The 16,461-nt window shown below is 47.7% G+C and carries 17 protein-coding genes; 2 read left to right on the plus strand and 15 right to left on the minus strand.

Translation table 11 applies throughout. The features are described 5' to 3' along the window. Window positions 1–390 precede the first annotated feature (390 nt). Window positions 391–2,355, minus strand: a complete 1,965-nt coding sequence (locus tag A4U59_RS16005; protein WP_070121377.1) for a hypothetical protein — start codon at window positions 2,353–2,355, stop codon at window positions 391–393. Between the two features lie 24 nt (window positions 2,356–2,379). Beyond that, complete coding sequence (locus tag A4U59_RS16010; RefSeq protein ID WP_070121378.1) at window positions 2,380–3,600, minus strand: ATP-grasp domain-containing protein; 1,221 nt, start codon at window positions 3,598–3,600, stop codon at window positions 2,380–2,382. 176 nt (window positions 3,601–3,776) lie between these two features. On the opposite strand from A4U59_RS16010, the gene A4U59_RS16015 reads away from it, so the two are divergent. Beyond that, on the plus strand, window positions 3,777–4,328 hold the full coding sequence (locus tag A4U59_RS16015) for a hypothetical protein (protein ID WP_070121379.1): 552 nt from the start codon (window positions 3,777–3,779) through the stop codon (window positions 4,326–4,328). A 97-nt stretch (window positions 4,329–4,425) separates the two neighbouring features. Here A4U59_RS16015 and A4U59_RS16020 read toward each other — a convergent pair whose 3' ends face one another. The 9 genes from A4U59_RS16020 to A4U59_RS16060 all read right to left on the minus strand — a co-directional run bounded on the left by A4U59_RS16020 (window position 4,426) and on the right by A4U59_RS16060 (window position 12,378). Beyond that, the gene (locus tag A4U59_RS16020; protein WP_070121380.1) at window positions 4,426–5,361 is read right to left on the minus strand and encodes a FixH family protein; all 936 of its coding nucleotides are present in this window, start codon (window positions 5,359–5,361) and stop codon (window positions 4,426–4,428) included. Next, the gene (locus tag A4U59_RS16025; RefSeq protein WP_070121381.1) at window positions 5,361–6,029 is read right to left on the minus strand and encodes an ABC transporter ATP-binding protein; all 669 of its coding nucleotides are present in this window, start codon (window positions 6,027–6,029) and stop codon (window positions 5,361–5,363) included. The genes A4U59_RS16020 and A4U59_RS16025 overlap by 1 nt, the downstream gene beginning before the upstream one ends. Continuing rightward, complete coding sequence (locus A4U59_RS16030; protein WP_245680574.1) at window positions 6,026–6,826, minus strand: ABC transporter permease subunit; 801 nt, start codon at window positions 6,824–6,826, stop codon at window positions 6,026–6,028. Before A4U59_RS16030 ends, A4U59_RS16025 begins: the two co-directional genes overlap by 4 nt. Next, on the minus strand, window positions 6,823–8,124 hold the full coding sequence (gene nosD / locus A4U59_RS16035) for a nitrous oxide reductase family maturation protein NosD (protein WP_070121383.1): 1,302 nt from the start codon (window positions 8,122–8,124) through the stop codon (window positions 6,823–6,825). Before nosD ends, A4U59_RS16030 begins: the two co-directional genes overlap by 4 nt. Then, window positions 8,121–8,687: a hypothetical protein gene (locus A4U59_RS16040; RefSeq protein ID WP_070121384.1), complete on the minus strand. Its 567-nt coding sequence runs from the start codon at window positions 8,685–8,687 to the stop codon at window positions 8,121–8,123. The genes nosD and A4U59_RS16040 overlap by 4 nt, the downstream gene beginning before the upstream one ends. Before the next feature lie 75 nt (window positions 8,688–8,762). Then, window positions 8,763–10,634, minus strand: coding sequence for a Sec-dependent nitrous-oxide reductase (gene nosZ / locus A4U59_RS16045; RefSeq protein WP_070121385.1), 1,872 nt, complete (start codon window positions 10,632–10,634; stop codon window positions 8,763–8,765). 91 nt (window positions 10,635–10,725) lie between these two features. Next, entirely contained in the window at window positions 10,726–11,202 is a 477-nt protein-coding gene (locus tag A4U59_RS16050) for a cytochrome C (RefSeq protein WP_070121386.1), read from the minus strand. Between the two features lie 292 nt (window positions 11,203–11,494). Then, window positions 11,495–11,932 (minus strand): DUF2243 domain-containing protein, encoded by a 438-nt coding sequence (locus tag A4U59_RS16055; RefSeq protein ID WP_070121387.1) that lies wholly within the window; start codon window positions 11,930–11,932, stop codon window positions 11,495–11,497. A gap of 128 nt (window positions 11,933–12,060) precedes the next feature. Then, complete coding sequence (locus tag A4U59_RS16060; protein WP_070121388.1) at window positions 12,061–12,378, minus strand: hypothetical protein; 318 nt, start codon at window positions 12,376–12,378, stop codon at window positions 12,061–12,063. A gap of 331 nt (window positions 12,379–12,709) precedes the next feature. Here A4U59_RS16060 and A4U59_RS16065 point away from each other — a divergent pair, with 331 nt between their 5' ends. After that, window positions 12,710–13,753 carry a M14 family metallopeptidase gene (locus A4U59_RS16065; protein ID WP_070121389.1) on the plus strand — a complete coding sequence of 348 codons (1,044 nt, stop codon included), beginning with the start codon at window positions 12,710–12,712 and terminating at the stop codon, window positions 13,751–13,753. 272 nt (window positions 13,754–14,025) lie between these two features. Here A4U59_RS16065 and A4U59_RS16070 read toward each other — a convergent pair whose 3' ends face one another. From A4U59_RS16070 to A4U59_RS16085, 4 genes are all read right to left on the minus strand, one after another. Further along, entirely contained in the window at window positions 14,026–14,586 is a 561-nt protein-coding gene (locus tag A4U59_RS16070) for a DNA-3-methyladenine glycosylase I (protein ID WP_211274954.1), read from the minus strand. Between the two features lie 37 nt (window positions 14,587–14,623). Further along, window positions 14,624–15,103 (minus strand): GNAT family N-acetyltransferase, encoded by a 480-nt coding sequence (locus A4U59_RS16075; protein ID WP_425388917.1) that lies wholly within the window; start codon window positions 15,101–15,103, stop codon window positions 14,624–14,626. Window positions 15,104–15,157: 54 nt separating this feature from the next. After that, window positions 15,158–15,622: a flavodoxin family protein gene (locus tag A4U59_RS16080; protein WP_070121392.1), complete on the minus strand. Its 465-nt coding sequence runs from the start codon at window positions 15,620–15,622 to the stop codon at window positions 15,158–15,160. Between the two features lie 135 nt (window positions 15,623–15,757). After that, a complete protein-coding gene (locus A4U59_RS16085; protein ID WP_070121393.1) occupies window positions 15,758–16,330 on the minus strand; it encodes a helix-turn-helix domain-containing protein in 573 nt (190 codons plus the stop codon). Window positions 16,331–16,461: the final 131 nt, after the last annotated feature.

Below are 16,461 nucleotides of genomic sequence, written 5' to 3' on the forward strand. Positions count from 1 at the left end.
CCAAGGGTGTTCCCCGGATGCCCTGCGGAAGGGAACGGCTAAGATTATGAAGATTTCCTTCTTGAACAATCCTGCCCTTTACTTGAAAAATATCATTCCCGCAACATTTTCACATTTTCCAAATTGAATCGCAATTCCCTATTCCCTTCTGCTGCTGCAATTTCGCAGTAACATAGCCAACAAGCAATAATTTGATACTCTAATTCACATGATGATAACCCCTATTATTTGATTATCTATGTAACAAGCTGTTTTTCAACCCCAATGAAAAAGCATACCAATTTTATGTTAATTGATATGCTAATTCATCTGCTATTTTTAATAGTTCTCCTGTAAAAAGAACTGCCTGGCTTCAGCCGCTAGCTGCTCTTGTTTTTGGTCCCGCCAATTTTACGGAAGCCACGTATATTCCTTCCCCCAGCTTCCCTTTGCAAGTTCCACAACCTGTTCCACAAGCTCGTCCTCCACCATGTAGCTTTCCCCCTGTTCGTAAGGGTTGTAATGAAAAGCATAAAGGCGTGAAACAAACTCATGGAACGGAAGCGATGATTCGCCGATCTCTTCGCCGTTGCCCTGGACGCTCGGTTCAATGCCCTGGCCCCAATTCTGGCCGCTGTCATTGTTCGGGTTATAGAAATAGAGCCGGTAGTCGCCTGCCGGGTCTTTCGCAACCCGCTGGATCGATACCGCATGCAGCCCGAGCAGACCGCCGTGCACATTGGTGATGAAGATGCCGACCGGATTCGGGTAAATCAACTCGTGGCCTTCGTTGTATTCAGGATGATGAGTTGAATAAAACAGTTTTACAAAACCAGGATAATCACTGACGGCATTTGTGAGCGGATCGAGAACACTGCTGAATCCCCTCGAAATAAAGTTGCCGTAGAATTCCGGGTTGACCCATTTATGGCCGTCTTCGCCCCTTAGCAGCGTTTTCTTCATCATTTCATTATAGATTCGGTCAAGGTGCGGAACGAGCACCAGCGAAACCGGATCGAGTTCCGTATGGAGATTCGGGGCGAGTCCGCCTTCGATCTTGCTCGAGTACAGCATCTCCCCTTCGAAGTTCATATCCACTTCATTATCACGGGCAGCCCGTGCGATCACTTCGAGCAGATAGCTCTGGCCGTGCTGCGCCCACAGGCTGATGCCGCGGGCCGACTGGCAGGTTGGGTTCAAGCCCTGTCCGACACCGAGCGGCTGCCCGAGCACACTGATGACACCCGAAACGAGTATCGCATTTGCTGTGATTCCCTCCCGTTTGTTGATCGTATTCAGAAGGACGCCGCGCACTTCCGGGTGAATATCCAATTCGATCAGGCGCCGCAGTCCCGGTATGACCGGCGGAGATGAGAGCACGCCCCTGTCAAGCATGCGTGCAAGCCCGTACACTGACTGCCGGGTCGGCGGATGGATCGCCACCTGGATAAGCTGGGTCACAAGATCAAAATGCTCATTGAAATTGGCCGTCCCTTTTTCAGAGAGGTCCAGCGCAAACGGTACAATATCTGGAACATTCCGGTTCAAATGGCGGATCAGCACAGCATGATGCGGTGCGACAAGGCCGGTGGCGTGCATAGACTCGGCAAAAGCAGCCGCCTCCTGCTTCAGCACATCCTCATCAGCATCCTTTATCGCAAGCCTGTAACCGCGCAAGTCCGGGTGCTTCTCACTTAACGGAGTCGGGTGTGTGAGTGCCGCGGCAAAGTGCTCGAACTTTTCCCTTGCCGGCCCGCTCACTTCTTCATCCATCAAGTTTTCCGCCGTCTTGATCATTTTCACGATTCGGTTCACCATGATCGGCCGCTGTACCGTCAGCCGATCGATTTCATCAATGAGGTTTTCGGCGATTGCCCTGTAGGACAACTGCTTTCCGAGAAAATCAATGAGCCTGCGTGCCCTGTCGATATGCTCGCCGCTTTCCATCCTGCCTTCTTCCGTTTCTGGCGGGAACAGCAAATCAAGATTCAGGGCCATCACTTCGTTCAAAAAATCCTGTGCCTCCCCGCGGCTGATTTTATCATGTTCCACTGTTCCTTTTGCGATACTGAGCATCCGCAGTTCACTCATCAGCTCAACAATGGAGTTGACGCCTTTCAGCCGCAGTGAACCGCCGACAAACGGCGGCTGCAGTTTAGATGCATCTTCCCACGGGCCGCCCTTGAAAACGCCCGTTTCATCGTACTTGTGGGCATAGTCGAGCAGCACATCGAGGCCTTCGGGCTCAAGGGCGAGATCAATAGCCTGCTGAAAAACCTCAGTCTGGTACATGCTTTTGGCGAACGGTTTAGCAGAATCGAGCGCTTCAAGCGCCTGCTCGAATTTTTCCCGGACCTTTGTCAAATTGACTGTCATGTTGCCATTTCCCTCCTTCGCCAATTATTTGTAAAAATCATATTGCTCGAAATCAAGCAGGAGTGACCGCATCCGCTCGCTGTCTTCCCCAAAGAAAAAGACCGTGCCGTAATGGTTCCCGAAGCCGACCCGTTCCGCGACCTTCGAAGTCGTCGGCATGAACAGGTCATGCTTCTCAAAATACGGATGGCTTTTCAGCTCATCCGGAACAGCCAGCTTTTCGACGACCTTGACTTGGGGATATACCATTAGGCTGCCAGCAAACCCTTTTGCCGACTCCACTTCTTTTGGAAAAAACTCCAGCAATTCTTCCTCAGTCGTATCAGGGTCGCTGCACAGGATTTGGGCCTCATATGCACTGAAGCCGTAAGCCCGCTCAATCAAGTCGAAAATATGGCCGCCGGGGATCCGGGCTGCCACTTCGCCGAAGTGCAGTGTGCCGTCAGATGTGATGAACCATTCAGGATGAATGACGCCGTATTCGATTTCAAAGGAAGCGACGAGTTTTTCGATCTCCTTTTTAATGACCGGCCGCCACTCTTCAAGGGAGGGAGAAGCCGGCACGAAATTGGAATGTCCGAGATGGACATACTCGGTTATGTTTAAAAAATAAACTTTTCCTTTATGAATAAACACTTCACATGAGAATTCCTGGCCGTCCAGATGACTTTCCATCAGGCACGGGAAATCATCATCAGTCATGGCATCGATATCCTGCGGCGTCTGGATGACGCGATGCCCGACAGTTCCGGCTTTATTCAGCGGCTTGACGTGGATCGGGTCCTCCGCCTCGCCTTCAATTTTCAGCATGGCCTCATTCACCCGTTTCAGGAACCGGTGAATGTCCTCCCGGTAATGGGCTTCTTCAAACACACCGACTTTGATGCCGGCCATCTGCGCTTTTCTCTTCATCAACCCCTTGTCGCGCATCAAAAGCGCCCTGTTGAACACCCGCGGGTCTTCACGGAATCGCGCATTAAGCGCACCGGCCCATTCCACTGTTTCTTCGTATAACGGCACAGCCAGCTTTACGCCCATTTCATTGAGCTGCTCAAACAGCTCTATCGATTTTTCGTTCAGCCTCTCAAACTGCCACGGCACGAACTCGATTTCATTTTCGTCAGCGAACGTCTGAAACTCCGGCGGACCTACGACGACATAAGGACGTTTCATTTTGTCTATTGCTTCGATGGCCTGCAGGCTCCATCCAAGCAGTGCGGTTTTACTATTCATCTTTTCTTCCATATTGGACCTCCTCTAGGATAATATGACAGAAAACTCTTACATCTTTTAAATTCCCTTTTACCTTCGTGTAAACCTCTTTTTATCCGACAAAAAAACCCCGTACCAAAAATTACCGTCCCATTGTATACTTGCCATGGCAATTTGTCAGATTACTATTCAAAAGGAGCGATACTGGGATGAACTGGTATGAAAAACTGACAAGCTACTTCCCTGATGAAGAAATGAAAACCAAAGATCACATGGACATTCTGTTTACCGAACAACCCGGATACAAAAAGGATGAAAGCGACAATCACCTCTTAATCTATCTGGAAAAAGCCGATTTCCTCTTTATCGACTACATAATCATCACAGGAAAAAAGAGAGGCGCCGGCATCGGTTCCAGCCTGATCCGCACTCTTAAACAAAAAGAAAAGCCGATCATCCTTGAAGTCGACCCGCCCGATCCTTCCGACCCTGATACAATTAACCGAATCCGTTTTTATAACCGCCATGACTTCTCACACGCCCGCTCAATCGACTACCGCCGCCGCCATCCGATCACAAACAAGCCGAACATCATGGACGTGCTCTGCTGGTCCCCATCCGATGTAAGTGACCAGTGGATCTATACGAAAATGGGCCTCATTTATGAACAGGTACATGCCTACAGAGCTGAGGAAATTTACGGCGTGCCTGTCCAGCGGACATATGAGGTTTTGTCGTTTAACTATGCAGGTGTCCGGTAGGTGACAGGCACCTGTCGATTTTTGTCAATACAAAAAGCCCGGCCAGGCCGGGCTTTTTGTGTTGTTCGACAAATATCGGGGAGTGACAGGCACCGCGTTATGGCTGCAGATTAATATCTAGCGTTCCCATCTGCGATACAAGCAGCTCCTCATATTTTTTCTGGGCGAGGACGTTCACTTCTTTTGTATCAGATTCAGGGTTTTCTTCTTTTACACGGTCGATCATGTCCTTCTGCACTTTTTGAGTGAGAACGATCATGCCGTACTGGCTTTTCTGTTTATTCCAGAACGCTTCTTCCCCGTATTCCTTTACAAGCGCCATTGCTGCCGGTGAAGCACTGTATTGCTGGCGTGCTTTTTGAAGTTCAGCGGCAATTTCGTCATTTGATGCGGTGTGACCCTTCTCCTCGGCAAGGAGGCTTGCCGCCCGCAGGCGGATGATCTGTGAAAGCAGGGTGTTCCTGTCAGTTGTCGCCTGCTCCTGGGCATCCCAATAGGCAAGCGCCTGCTCAAGTTCTTCTCCCTCGTATTTCTTCTCATCAGACTCTTTATACATTTCGATTTGTATTTTGTTGATCAATTCGTAAAAAGCGAGATCTTCCTGTGTAATTTCAAATCCATTAACCGTTGCGATGGCACCTGTCTGATCGGCGGAGGCTGTGCCAGCTTTTTTTCCTGCTTCGGCCACTTCAAATGTGACAAGCTGTTCGGCTTGTTCCCCGTCATTTTCCAGTGTCAGGTCAGCCTGCCATTCGCCGCCCATCGGCAGTTCGACTGAACTGGCATACGTTCCGGCGGACTGCTCCTTGAATTCCACCTCTATTGTTCCGTGGTCCATCTTGGCCATTTCGAGAACGCCGCTCACATCCAGCCCTTCAGCCGGTCCTTTTTCATCATTAATGGCTAAAACGATTTCTGTCGCTTCACCCTGAACATAACCTGATGTCTCTTTTACGTCTGCCTGCAAGCTTGTTTCTGCTCCGCATGCTGTAAGCATAATCAGCGCCAGTAAGGCAATCATTAGTTTTTTCATTAGTATTCTCCCCCTGCTGTCAGCTTTTCCTGGAACTCGCCAACGGAGTATTTCGTCATTTTTCCATTTTCCAAAAAGGCGACATGCGTACAAATTTGCTTGATTTCATCCATGTGGTGGGATGACAGCAAAATGGTTTTATCCTCAAGTCCTTTCAGAATGCGAAGGATTTCCTGCCTTCCCATCGGATCGAGGCCGCTTGTCGGCTCATCCAAAATTAAAATTTCCGTGTCATAATAAAGCATGATGCCAAGCCCGAGGCGCTGCAGCATCCCCTTCGAGTATTCCTTTACCTGGACATCCTTTGCATCTTCCAGGTCCACCTGTTTCAGTTTTTCCGCAATTGCCGCCTCATCAGGGTTCTTCGAGTCAAGCGATGCAAAGAAACGCATATTTTCCTCCCCGGTCAGATGGGGATACAGATGAAACTTTTCCGGCAAGTACGCAACACTTTTCTTCCAGCCCTTTTGCTTCAATGGAGTGCCGTTCAACACCACATCCCCCTGTTTGATTGGCAAAATGCCGAGAATGGAATGAATCAGCGTCGATTTTCCGGCTCCGTTCCGGCCGACAAGTGCGCATAGTTCATTTTTTCCAACATGAAGATCGATACTGTCGAGCACCTGCTTCTTTTTGTATGATTGTGAGAGCCCGTGGATTTCAATCATGCCCGTTCCCCTCCTTTGTTCAACCTGACTGCAAGTTCGAAGGACAGCGCCGACCAGATGACAGCATTGACTGCCAGGAAGACGGCAGGATGCACAAACACCATTTTGTCCATCAATCTTGACAAGTGGTCAATCGACAGCACGCCGAGCGCCGTATCCAGGTAAAAGGACAGGGCATGGAGCGGGTCGATAAAGTAAAAGACGGAAAAGATCTGGATGTTGTCATACGATACCGCCGGCAGGGCATACATGAAACCGATATCGGTCAGGAACAAAAAGAAGAACCATGTGAAAATATTAGCTCCGACCAGCTGCATCCTCGTTGTGCAAATGCTTCCGAGAAAGATGCCGATCTGATTAAAGATGATCAAAAAGGCTGCAATCGTAATCAAGAAGGCCAAAAAGTGCTTCATATCAAACAGGAAGAACAGCTTCATCGGCAGTGCCATAATAAGCGTGCCGGCTATGAAAACAGACAGAGTGACGGCATGAACTGCCAGACTTTTCTTCAATAAAAAACTCCGCTTCGATTCCCGTTTCGTTGTCAGCATCATGTATGTCTTCAGTTCCTTCTCCTGTATGACCGCGAAGGATGAAATGAACAAGCCGAGAATCGGAATCAAGTATACGTTCATTTCATGAAGCGAGAGCAAAAGGGCTGTGAACCCCTGTTCAACCGGCAGGCTGCGCGCTTCGAGCATGAGGATGGCATTAATGAGGAATACCATGCCGGCCGCAAGCCAAAGCCCTTTGCTCCGTGTTTGTTCTTTCCATTCTTTCCAGATGTACATACTCATTTTTTCCACCTTCTATACCAGAAAAGTAACAGCGCACCGGTCAATACCCCGGCGGTGTTCCATGCAAATAACCCTTTTCCTTCTCTGTGGATAAGCGGATGCTCATCAACGACCATCACTTTTTGCTTGCTGACGATTTCGTTCATTTTTTCAAAAACGCCGATTGCCGGGCTTTTCAAAAACAGATAGGCCAATTCGTTTTCTTCAATCAATTGATAAATGGCAGATTTATATTCGATAGGGCGGTCTCCGACTCCGTCTTGATTCAAATCAAACAGGCGCTGGTTTCCCCAATAATTTCCTTCCCCATTGTCACTCCACTTGTTGGAGGCATCCCCTCCGAGCGTGATGACTTCGGCAGTATTGCCGGTAAAGCGGTTTTTCGTGAAAACCTGATCTCTTGAACTGGACCACAGTTCAATTCCAATCTGGTTTTGAAAAATTTTATTATCTGAGATTCGATTATTCGTGGACTGATCGATGAACAGTCCGCGCTGGTTTTGAAAAAAAGTATTGTCGTTCACGATGTTCCGGTTGCTTGATTGCAGGAGCAGTCCGAATGAACGGGTCCCCTGATTCAAGGAAAATTCATTTTCCCTTAATTCGATTCGATCGGAGTGCATCACGGCCGCTCCGCCAATATTGTATGTGAAGATGTTTTCAAGAAACGTATTGTCGTTGGAATACATGTAATGGAGGCCGTAACGGGTATGGCTGATCCGGTTTTTAACCACTTCATTGTCATTGGAGTAATCGAAAAAGATGCCGTCCCTGGTGCCTTCGATTTCGTTATCTATCAGTTTGTTAGCGTTAGAATAATAAAGATGGATGCCGTTTCCCTGTCCTGCGACTTCGCCGTTTTTCATGCCGGTGACCCGGACATTCTCAATCTTGTTGTCATGCGACTGGCTCAAATAGACGCCGTGAAAAGAATCCGTGATCGTGATATCTTTAACCGTATTGCCGTTTGACTTCAATTTGATAGCAGCATACTCCTCACCGGAATTGCGGTCAAAGCCGGTCTCTTTGATTTGAAGCTGCTGGAGCACCGTGCCATCCGCCTCAACAGCGAGCACATTGCCTGCTTCGCTGCCGCGGATGACGGTTCCTTTTTTCCCTTTGATTGTAATCGGACGGGAAATGATGACATTGCCGGCATATTCTTTTGCATCAAGGAGCAGTACTTCTCCTGCCGATGTTTCATCTATCAATTGCTGCAAGTCAGCTTCAGCATTTGCTGCCGTTCCAAACCCGAAGGCGGCCAGCAGAACGATCATGGCAGAGATAAGTTTTTTCATGCCTGACCACGATCCTTCCAGAGCGGAAACAGCAGCAGTAAAAATGCCGCGCCAAGAATGAACGAACCCGTTGTAAAATAGCTGTGTGTAACAAAATTGGCAAGTACGTTTTCGCCAAGGATCGGCGGCACAAACGGTTCAATGGTAATCGGCGCTTTCGGATCGAGATCGGTGCCGAAATCTTTCAGCCACCGGTGGATGTCATAGATTCCTATCACTCCACCGACTGCGAACAGCCCGATGATGCCGTACAGGAATTTTTTATTGCGGATGATTGCAGCTGCTAAAATTAAGCTAGCCATTCCATAAATGATATAAGGAAGATACTGCAGTTCCGGAAAACTTTCTTCGCTGAATTCTTTCATGCCGATATAATGATTGAGCCCGTTGATGATATCAATCTGGCCTTCCATTTTATCCGGATAGACGATGATATCAAGTCCTTCCGGATACTGCGGAGCTATGAATTCCATGCCCCACCACGGGAACTGGATGGATAGCGCCAGCAGAACCGCTGCTCCGGCTAATACAATGGCTGATGGAATGGAAAGGTTTCGTTTCATCAAAATCACCCCTTTTTCACACTGTTTTAAAAACAGGGAGGGAAAGCGGCTTGATTGCCGTTTCCCCCTCTTTTTTTACTCAGCCTTCGGTTTGACGAGGAAGTATCCTGTCATTTCCTGATGGAGTGCCGAGCAGAAATTCGAGCAGTAAATCGGATACGTGCCGGCTTTATCTGCTGTAAATTCAACTGTGTTCGTCTGTCCAGGCTGCATTTCCATGTTTAGATCGTACTGGTTGATTGCAAATCCGTGTGTGATGTCCTGGTCAAGGTCAATGTTGGTGAGATGGATATACACTTTATCTCCTTCGTTCACCTCGATAACATCAGGACGTTCGGCACCATGGTCAAAGATGAACTTCGATCTGAGTGCCACACCGTAAACATGAACCTCGTTGCCTTTTCGGACGATTTTTGCATCTTCCTGATTCCAGACCGAATTCTCACGCTTTTCTTCTTTCGGATACACTTTAATCGGATCCAGCTTATCCGCTTTGATCATCTGGGCATAGTGCGGCTCAGGGTTGACAGGTGCTGAGTGGATGACTTCCATTTTGTCCCCGGTCAAGTCGATCAGCTGCATTGATTCCGGATGGGATGGCCCGACTGACAGATAACTGTCTTTCGCGATTTTGTTCAACGCAATGATGTATTTACCATCAGGGTCTACTGTGTCGCCTTCAGCTGCAACCGCATGGCCAGGTGAGTACTGAACCGGTACGCGGTCAAGCGTTTCGCCTGTATTCGGATCCCATTTCACAATTTCAGAAGAAATGAACATCGTTGTATATGCCATGCCTTCATCGTCAAACTGGGTATGAAGCGGTCCGAGTGCATTTTCAGGATTCACTTCGCGTTCCATGACAGAGTCATAATTCAAAACAGGGATTCCGTTCTTCTCTCCAGCGAAATCTTTATTTTCAATGGCTTCGAATGCTTTTTCAAACGAGTAAACAGTGTTTGTCGGTGCAAGCTTTCCTGATGCGATGAACCGTTTGCCGTCAGGTGTAACATCGACGCCGTGCGGTGATTTTGCAACAGGTACAAGGTACATGCCGCCTTTATGCTTTTCTGGGAAGATCATTTTCTGGTCTGTCACTTCATCATACTTGCCGTCTTTGACCATTTGTTCAAGCTCTTTCCAGTTGAACAGGACGATATAGTCACGGTCAGCCTGGGAAGCGTTGATTTCAAGGTTAGTCGTTGCTTCTTCCGTGTTGTAAGTCGTGATGACGGCCCAATCTTTTGATACGCCTTTACCGGCATCGGAAAGATCATAGGACCAAGGCGGAAGTGCAACCTGGTATGCGATATCAAGTTTTTCGGTTTCCTGATTGAATGTGACGGCTGACATGACGCCGCGGTATTTTTCGCTGTAATCATCAAGTGACTCATACTCGCTTCCGATCGGAACGGCGAAACGAGTCGGCAGGAACATGTACTCCGTATTTTCTGTGACGAACATCGCGCAGTGAGGGCCGCTTGTGTTCGGTACGTCCATCATATCGATCGTTGTGAATGTCTCAAGGTCCATTGCTGCGGCCCGGCTGTTGCCGACATCCGTCATGAACAAGTACTTGCCGTCATAATCCCCGTCTGTTTCCGAGAATGCAGGATGGTGCAAATCGCCCCACGTGTATTCACCCATCATTTCGCGTGAGTGTTTGTCAAATCCCCATCCTGTTGCTGAATCCGGAGAGAAAACTGGCAATGTGCGGATATGGCGCATGGACGGCACACCGTACACGAACATCTGGCCTGAGTGGCCGCCTGAAGCAAAGAGGTAATACTCATCTTTTTCACCAAACGGGACATAAACCTTTTCCGCGTTCGATTTTTCGCTGGCATTTCCTTGCGGCTGTGACTGCGGGGAGAAATCGGTAAAAAAGATGAATGCGACTAAAAAACCTGCCAGCAAACCGGAGATTGCCGGTATTGTCTTCTTCAAATGAAACACCTCCAAATAGGTAGTAAATCCATTGGGTAACTTGGTTTTATAAAAACAATAGGGTCCGTTTCTTCTTTGAATCCGTTTACAATTATTTTTCTGATGCAGCCTTCAATGCTTCCAGAACGGCGGCATGTTCTTCATCTGTCAGCGGCTGGCCGCCGATTACACTCGACATGACTGCCGACGTCGGTTCTTTCAAAAATTCGCCAATCGGTTTGCCGTGCTTTCCTTCAACTGAGGTGTACGCGTCTGATAAATCCGGACCGGTTGCTCCGCCTTCCAAATTCAATGAAGAAACAGAGTGGCACGCCAGGCATCCGCGCTGATCAAGGATTTCACCGCTGGCCGAAACAGTCTCTGCCCCGGAATCCTGATTGCTCTCTTCCTCTTTGGCTTCCGGTGCTTCATTTTCACCAGCGCTTTCCTCTGATGTACTGCTGTCATTCACTTCCGTTGAGGCTGATTCTGAAGCTGAATCGGACTTGCCGAATCCTTCAAATGCGAAAAAACCTCCGCTGAAACCGACAACTGCTGCTGCAATGAAAATAATGAGCGTTTGCTTCATATTTTCACCCCTTTCATCTGGTTTGAATGGGACATGTTGTTCCCTATCGTTCGCTTTCATCTTATGCAATTATCAAACAAACAAGTGTGATACCAATCACTATTTGCCTGTTTTCACCCAACTTTTGTGCTCAGTTTCACACTTTCTTCATATTTCGCACATAAATACACCTCAGTGTATAAAACACTGCAAAGTGACAGGCACCTGTCGAATTTTGCGCATACAAAAAGCCCGGTTATCCGGGCTTTATCGTGTTTGATTCGACATATATCGACGAGTGACAGGCACCGCTTCATTCCTCCTTCGGATGCAATGCCCAGCCGATCAAAAACAGGATCAGGCCGATGAGCAGAAAGGCGATATCATAGAGCAGCGGGTTTTCTGACGCCGGGCGCACCCGGTGCAGCTGCAAAATATGATGATCGATAATACCCTCAATAAGGTTAAATGCCCCCGCCCCCATCAGAATGCCGGAGGTGAATGTCCGGAGGCTGGTGCCAAGTTCTCCGCGTTGTGCGTGACGGAATATATTGACGCCGCCCCATAAGAGCAAAGCGGAGAACAGAATGGTAAACAGCCCGTCAGTGAAGATCGCCAGGCCAACATGATCATGGTCCAGCATATGGTGCCACTGCAGCAGCTGGTGAAATAGTATGCCGTCAATCGCACCCCCTGCGCCGAGGCCTAAAAGGATGGCTGAAGTCAAAAGGTTCCGATTTTCGTGTTCCATCTATTTTCCCCCTTGCCTGTTTGTTTCCCTGGTTCTATCTTAGAAGCGTCTATTGTTAAGGATAAATAAGGAAATGCAGCTATCCTGTTATTTACCTACCCCCTGTTAAGGAAAATGGAACGTTCTTTTCATCCTCTGGCATCAGGAACTGAACGCTTAACGTTTACCGAAATAAACAGTCCGAGTGCCAGCCAGCCCAAGGTGATGACAGCTGCAGCAATAAGGACCGGCACCGCCCCGAAAGCAGTTATCAAAAAGATGGAAGCCGCTGTAACAAAACCTCCGCCAACGAATACATCAACAAGCATCTGCTTGTAGCTGAATGCATCCTTAGCGGGGGTTTCATTGCCCGGATCCGCCAGTTTTATGAAGAGCAGCCCGGCTGCACTCATGCCAAGCGACTGGGCAAGGTCGCCAATTGCCGGGCCGAACCAGTGATCCGGCAAAATCCTGTGTGTAATAACCTTTTTTTAAATTAGCAGCAATATTTATGAAAACAACCTTTCAAAAAATAAAACAGTGATTGAGGTTTATTATCCTAATGCGTTCGAATAAATCCCCAATCCATAACTCACATTTCTTCCAAAAATCTCGACATCATCCGACTAATAAAGGGAAAATGAACGCAGGAAAAAGGGTAGGATTTCATCACTTTTCTTCATATCTGAAACTATTTAGGATGGAAGAACCCTTTTTCATCACTCGGAAGGGTAAAAAGTCTTCAAAGGCGAAGCGGTATACCTGAACACCACTTTACTTTTTCAAGGAGGAATGTTTGTGAAGAAAAAGCTTTTAAACATCGCTTTATCAGGTATGCTGTTGGGTGCCGGTTCAATGTCAGTTTTTGAAGGTCAGGCCCTTGCCGGTGAAGGCCCGAATTATAACGGAAATGAAACGATTAAGAATGAACGCCTTCATTCGTACGATGAAATGGTGACGCTGCTTGAACGGGTTGACCGGCAGTCTGAAGCATTGGATCTGGAAGTGTACGGCCAGTCGGTGAATAATCGGGATCTCTACATAGCAAAATTCATTCAAAATCCCGAAAACCCTACTATCCTGTTCCTGACACAGCAGCACGGAAATGAAGTCCTCACGACAGAAGGCGCCTTGAGAATGATTCAGTATTTGAGCACAAGCAGCCAGGAGGTCAAGGATGTCCTTGAAAACGTCAATATCCTTATTGCACCGCGGCTTAATGTCGATGGCGCTGAGGGGGATGTCAATTTTTCACTGGATGACTATGTTGCAGGAACGCACACACGGTACAATGCGAATGGGATCGATCTAAACCGCGACCATGTCGACCGGAACGAACCTGAAACCGCCGCACTCCACCAGAACGTCCTCCAGAAATACAAACCAGACTATATGATTGACCTTCATCACCAGGGAACTCAGACTACACTCGGAGACAGTGATAAGCTCGTATCCGGCTCGATCCTTTACCCGACAAATGAAAATGTTGATCCGGAAGTCCGTGAACGCTCCAAGCAGCTCGGCGCGGTCGTTTATGATGCTGTTGAAGAGCGGGGCTTCGGCACGCTGTCGAAATATAACGGCGGGACAGCTCCCACCATCAGCCGAAACGGACTTGCAGTCGAGTACGGCGTATCGACATTGCTTCTGGAAATGCGCGGCATGGCGGATCACTATTACGAGCCATACGTACTGGGCCAGAAAAGCAACGGATACTTGATCCAGCAAGCCGTCATTGCCATGAAAGCTGCAGCGGAAGCAATCGCCGACGGCTCGATCGAAACAGCGGACACTTCCTTCTGGGATACTTTGCCGCCGAGCGGATGGAAGGATACAGAATAATAACCAGCTTACAAGATGGACACAAAAAGCTAAAAATCCCTCCTTAACACGTTTAATAACAAGAAGAACAGCGGGCCACACCGTAAAAGTGATGGTCGGCTGTTCTTCTTGTAAGAGTTGATATAAGGCCTTGAATGAAGCAATTATCCTACTGATTATGGTGCTATTCGTGTGTTGAATCATCGTATATCATTTTGTGTTTTCTCTTTTTCAACCGAACCGGTTACCTCCCAGCGCAGCCCGGGGCCTTTGGTATATGTATTACTATTGCCTCAACTGGTGACTGCCTCGCGGAAATCACAATCGATCAGATGGTCGTTCACCATACCTGCCGCTTGCATATACGAATAGCAGATTGTCGATCCAACAAACTTGAAGCCCCTTTTTTTCAAATCCTTGCTTATCGCAGCGCTTTCCGGTGTTGTGACCGGTACTTCCTTCACACTTGTCCATTCATTCATAAGAGTTTCACCGCCGGTAAATTGCCAGATGTATTCATTGAACGTTCCATACTCTTCCTGTACTTTCAGAAACGCTTTCGCATTTGAGATTGCTGCATTGATTTTCATTTTATTGCGGACAATTCCCGGATCATCCAGGAGCTCCATCACTTTTTCCTCTCCATATCCAGCAACAATCTCTGGCACAAAATGATCAAATGCCTGCAAATAATTCTCGCGCTTCTTTAAAATGGTCGACCAGCTCAAGCCCGCCTGTGCCCCTTCCAGTATCAGCATTTCAAACAATTTTCTGTCATCATGAACCGGTTTTCCCCATTCCTCATCATGATATTTCTGATATAACGGATCCTTTACATCCCAGCATCTTTTCACGCTTATCTCCCCCTATTTTATAAGCAATAAGTGCCTTCTATGTATGATGAACACTGTACAAACAAAGCAGCTTTCCCCATTTTACAATTTCTTTTTCAAAACTCAGGCCTGCCCTCTCCGCCACTTTTACCGAAGAAAGATTTTCAGGGTCAATTAAAGAGATGATCCGCTCCAGGCCGAGTTGTTGAAAACCGTAATTTTTACATGCCAGGGCCGCTTCCGTTGCAAGGCCTTTACCCCAGTGTTTCCGAGCGAACAGATAGCCAAGCTCAAGCTCAACGCTATCGGCTATCTTCTGCGGGACCAGCCCGCACTGGCCTGCGAATTGCCCGGTTTCTTTCATTTCGGCAACCCACATCCCCATGCCGAACTTCCGGTAATTATCCTGTGTCCACTTGATCCATTCAAGTGTATCGTGCCTGTCCTTTGTTGACGGATAATATTTCATCGCGGCAGGATCCGAAAAAATTTCCAATAAGTATGCCGCATCATCTTCTTCCATTGTCCTTAACCGCATGCGTTGTGTTTCGAGGACCTTCATGAGATCATGCCTTTCACAAAATATAATCAGTTAATATAAGAGTTTTGACAGGATCACCTTTGTCCATTCTTCGGCTTCCTTCAATTGGGACGGTTTGAGCGGTCCCTGCCTTCCGGCTACGAAAAAGCTTTTCGGTTCAACAACCGGCTGGAGGTCAAACCTCTTTACACGTCTTGAAAGCCTGAATGCAGCCGAACCGGATTTCCATCTGGGCACATCATATCGGGTATCAAAAACAGCCGTTTGCCGGGACTTCAAGCTTAACGTACTCAATTCCTCCACAAGCTTCTCCATGGCTGGAGAGGGCCTGTGTCTCTGGGTGGGGCAGCCGATAACCAGAAAATCAAAGTTGGAGAGATTTCCAGTTTTAAAAGTGCCCGCCAGCAGTACCTCAGTATCAAAACGGGTTCCTAAAACCATTGCAATCCGCCTGGCGACAGCCTCCGTATTTCCGTACGCAGAATCATATACAACAGCCGCTGCTTGTTTCTTCATTTTTTCAACCCTTCCTTCCGAGGCGGTTCGAATCACTTTTTATTTCTTCATTCGCAAGCATGATTCCTTTATCGGCAAGTAAATACCGCTACGGAACGAAAAAATGCATCTGAAGACAGATGCATTTTTCCCTGATTAATTAACTTGTAAATCTACAGGCGGATCAGAACTGTCCACTTCCGATTCAGCGAGTTCGCTGATTATCGTGACGATACCCATAACTTCCCTATTTTCATCAAGACGGCACCTTGCGTATACATCAAACGATTTCATCTTTTCCCCAAACCCAAGCTGCACCGTTTGCCTTACCGGCGCCGGCGCGGCTGCCGCTTCTTTCATGATGGCTGTAAGGTTTTCAGAACCTGTTATGTGCAGTTCATCCGGATACTTGCCGAGCATATCTTCTACGCGAAGCGTTGCAAATGGATTTAAAACCCATGTATACCGGTAATCCGGGTCACTGTAAGCGACTGTAACATGTGAGCCTTCAAGAGCAAATTGAAAAGGCTCACTGAAATAATCACTGAAGAACATGGTAGGGTTGAATCCGAGCACTGCAGCAATATTTTTTGCGACGGTCACACTCGGGTCGCGCTGGCCGTTTTCAATTTGGGCATAGAATCCCCTGTTGATGAAAGATTTGGATGCCACCTGTTCCTGTGTCAGCCCGATGTGTTTTCTTAACTTGATGAGCCAATCCCTTTTCATAATCCTCACACCTGAAATGTTGTTATTAAAAAGTTGTCACATACCTTTATTCCATGATACCGCAAATTTGTGAAGACTTATTATACTGTGCCTCAAAACATGTGCGTCTATTTGACGCAATGTTTTTCTCG

The sequence above is a fragment of the Bacillus marinisedimentorum genome (assembly GCF_001644195.2).
Taxonomy (GTDB): Bacteria; Bacillota; Bacilli; order Bacillales; family Bacillaceae_O; genus Bacillus_BL; species Bacillus_BL marinisedimentorum.

Coding starts and splice junctions, on each gene's coding strand:
- A4U59_RS16005 (WP_070121377.1), bottom strand. CDS start 2,355: ATGACAGTCAATTTGACAAAGGTCCGGGAAAAATTCGAGCAGGCGCTT.
- A4U59_RS16010 (WP_070121378.1), bottom strand. CDS start 3,600: ATGGAAGAAAAGATGAATAGTAAAACCGCACTGCTTGGATGGAGCCTG.
- A4U59_RS16015 (WP_070121379.1), top strand. CDS start 3,777: ATGAACTGGTATGAAAAACTGACAAGCTACTTCCCTGATGAAGAAATG.
- A4U59_RS16020 (WP_070121380.1), bottom strand. CDS start 5,361: ATGAAAAAACTAATGATTGCCTTACTGGCGCTGATTATGCTTACAGCA.
- A4U59_RS16025 (WP_070121381.1), bottom strand. CDS start 6,029: ATGATTGAAATCCACGGGCTCTCACAATCATACAAAAAGAAGCAGGTG.
- A4U59_RS16030 (WP_245680574.1), bottom strand. CDS start 6,826: ATGAGTATGTACATCTGGAAAGAATGGAAAGAACAAACACGGAGCAAA.
- nosD (WP_070121383.1), bottom strand. CDS start 8,124: ATGAAAAAACTTATCTCTGCCATGATCGTTCTGCTGGCCGCCTTCGGG.
- A4U59_RS16040 (WP_070121384.1), bottom strand. CDS start 8,687: ATGAAACGAAACCTTTCCATTCCATCAGCCATTGTATTAGCCGGAGCA.
- A4U59_RS16050 (WP_070121386.1), bottom strand. CDS start 11,202: ATGAAGCAAACGCTCATTATTTTCATTGCAGCAGCAGTTGTCGGTTTC.
- A4U59_RS16055 (WP_070121387.1), bottom strand. CDS start 11,932: ATGGAACACGAAAATCGGAACCTTTTGACTTCAGCCATCCTTTTAGGC.
- A4U59_RS16075 (WP_425388917.1), bottom strand. CDS start 15,103: ATGCGGTTAAGGACAATGGAAGAAGATGATGCGGCATACTTATTGGAA.
- A4U59_RS16080 (WP_070121392.1), bottom strand. CDS start 15,622: ATGAAGAAACAAGCAGCGGCTGTTGTATATGATTCTGCGTACGGAAAT.
- A4U59_RS16085 (WP_070121393.1), bottom strand. CDS start 16,330: ATGAAAAGGGATTGGCTCATCAAGTTAAGAAAACACATCGGGCTGACA.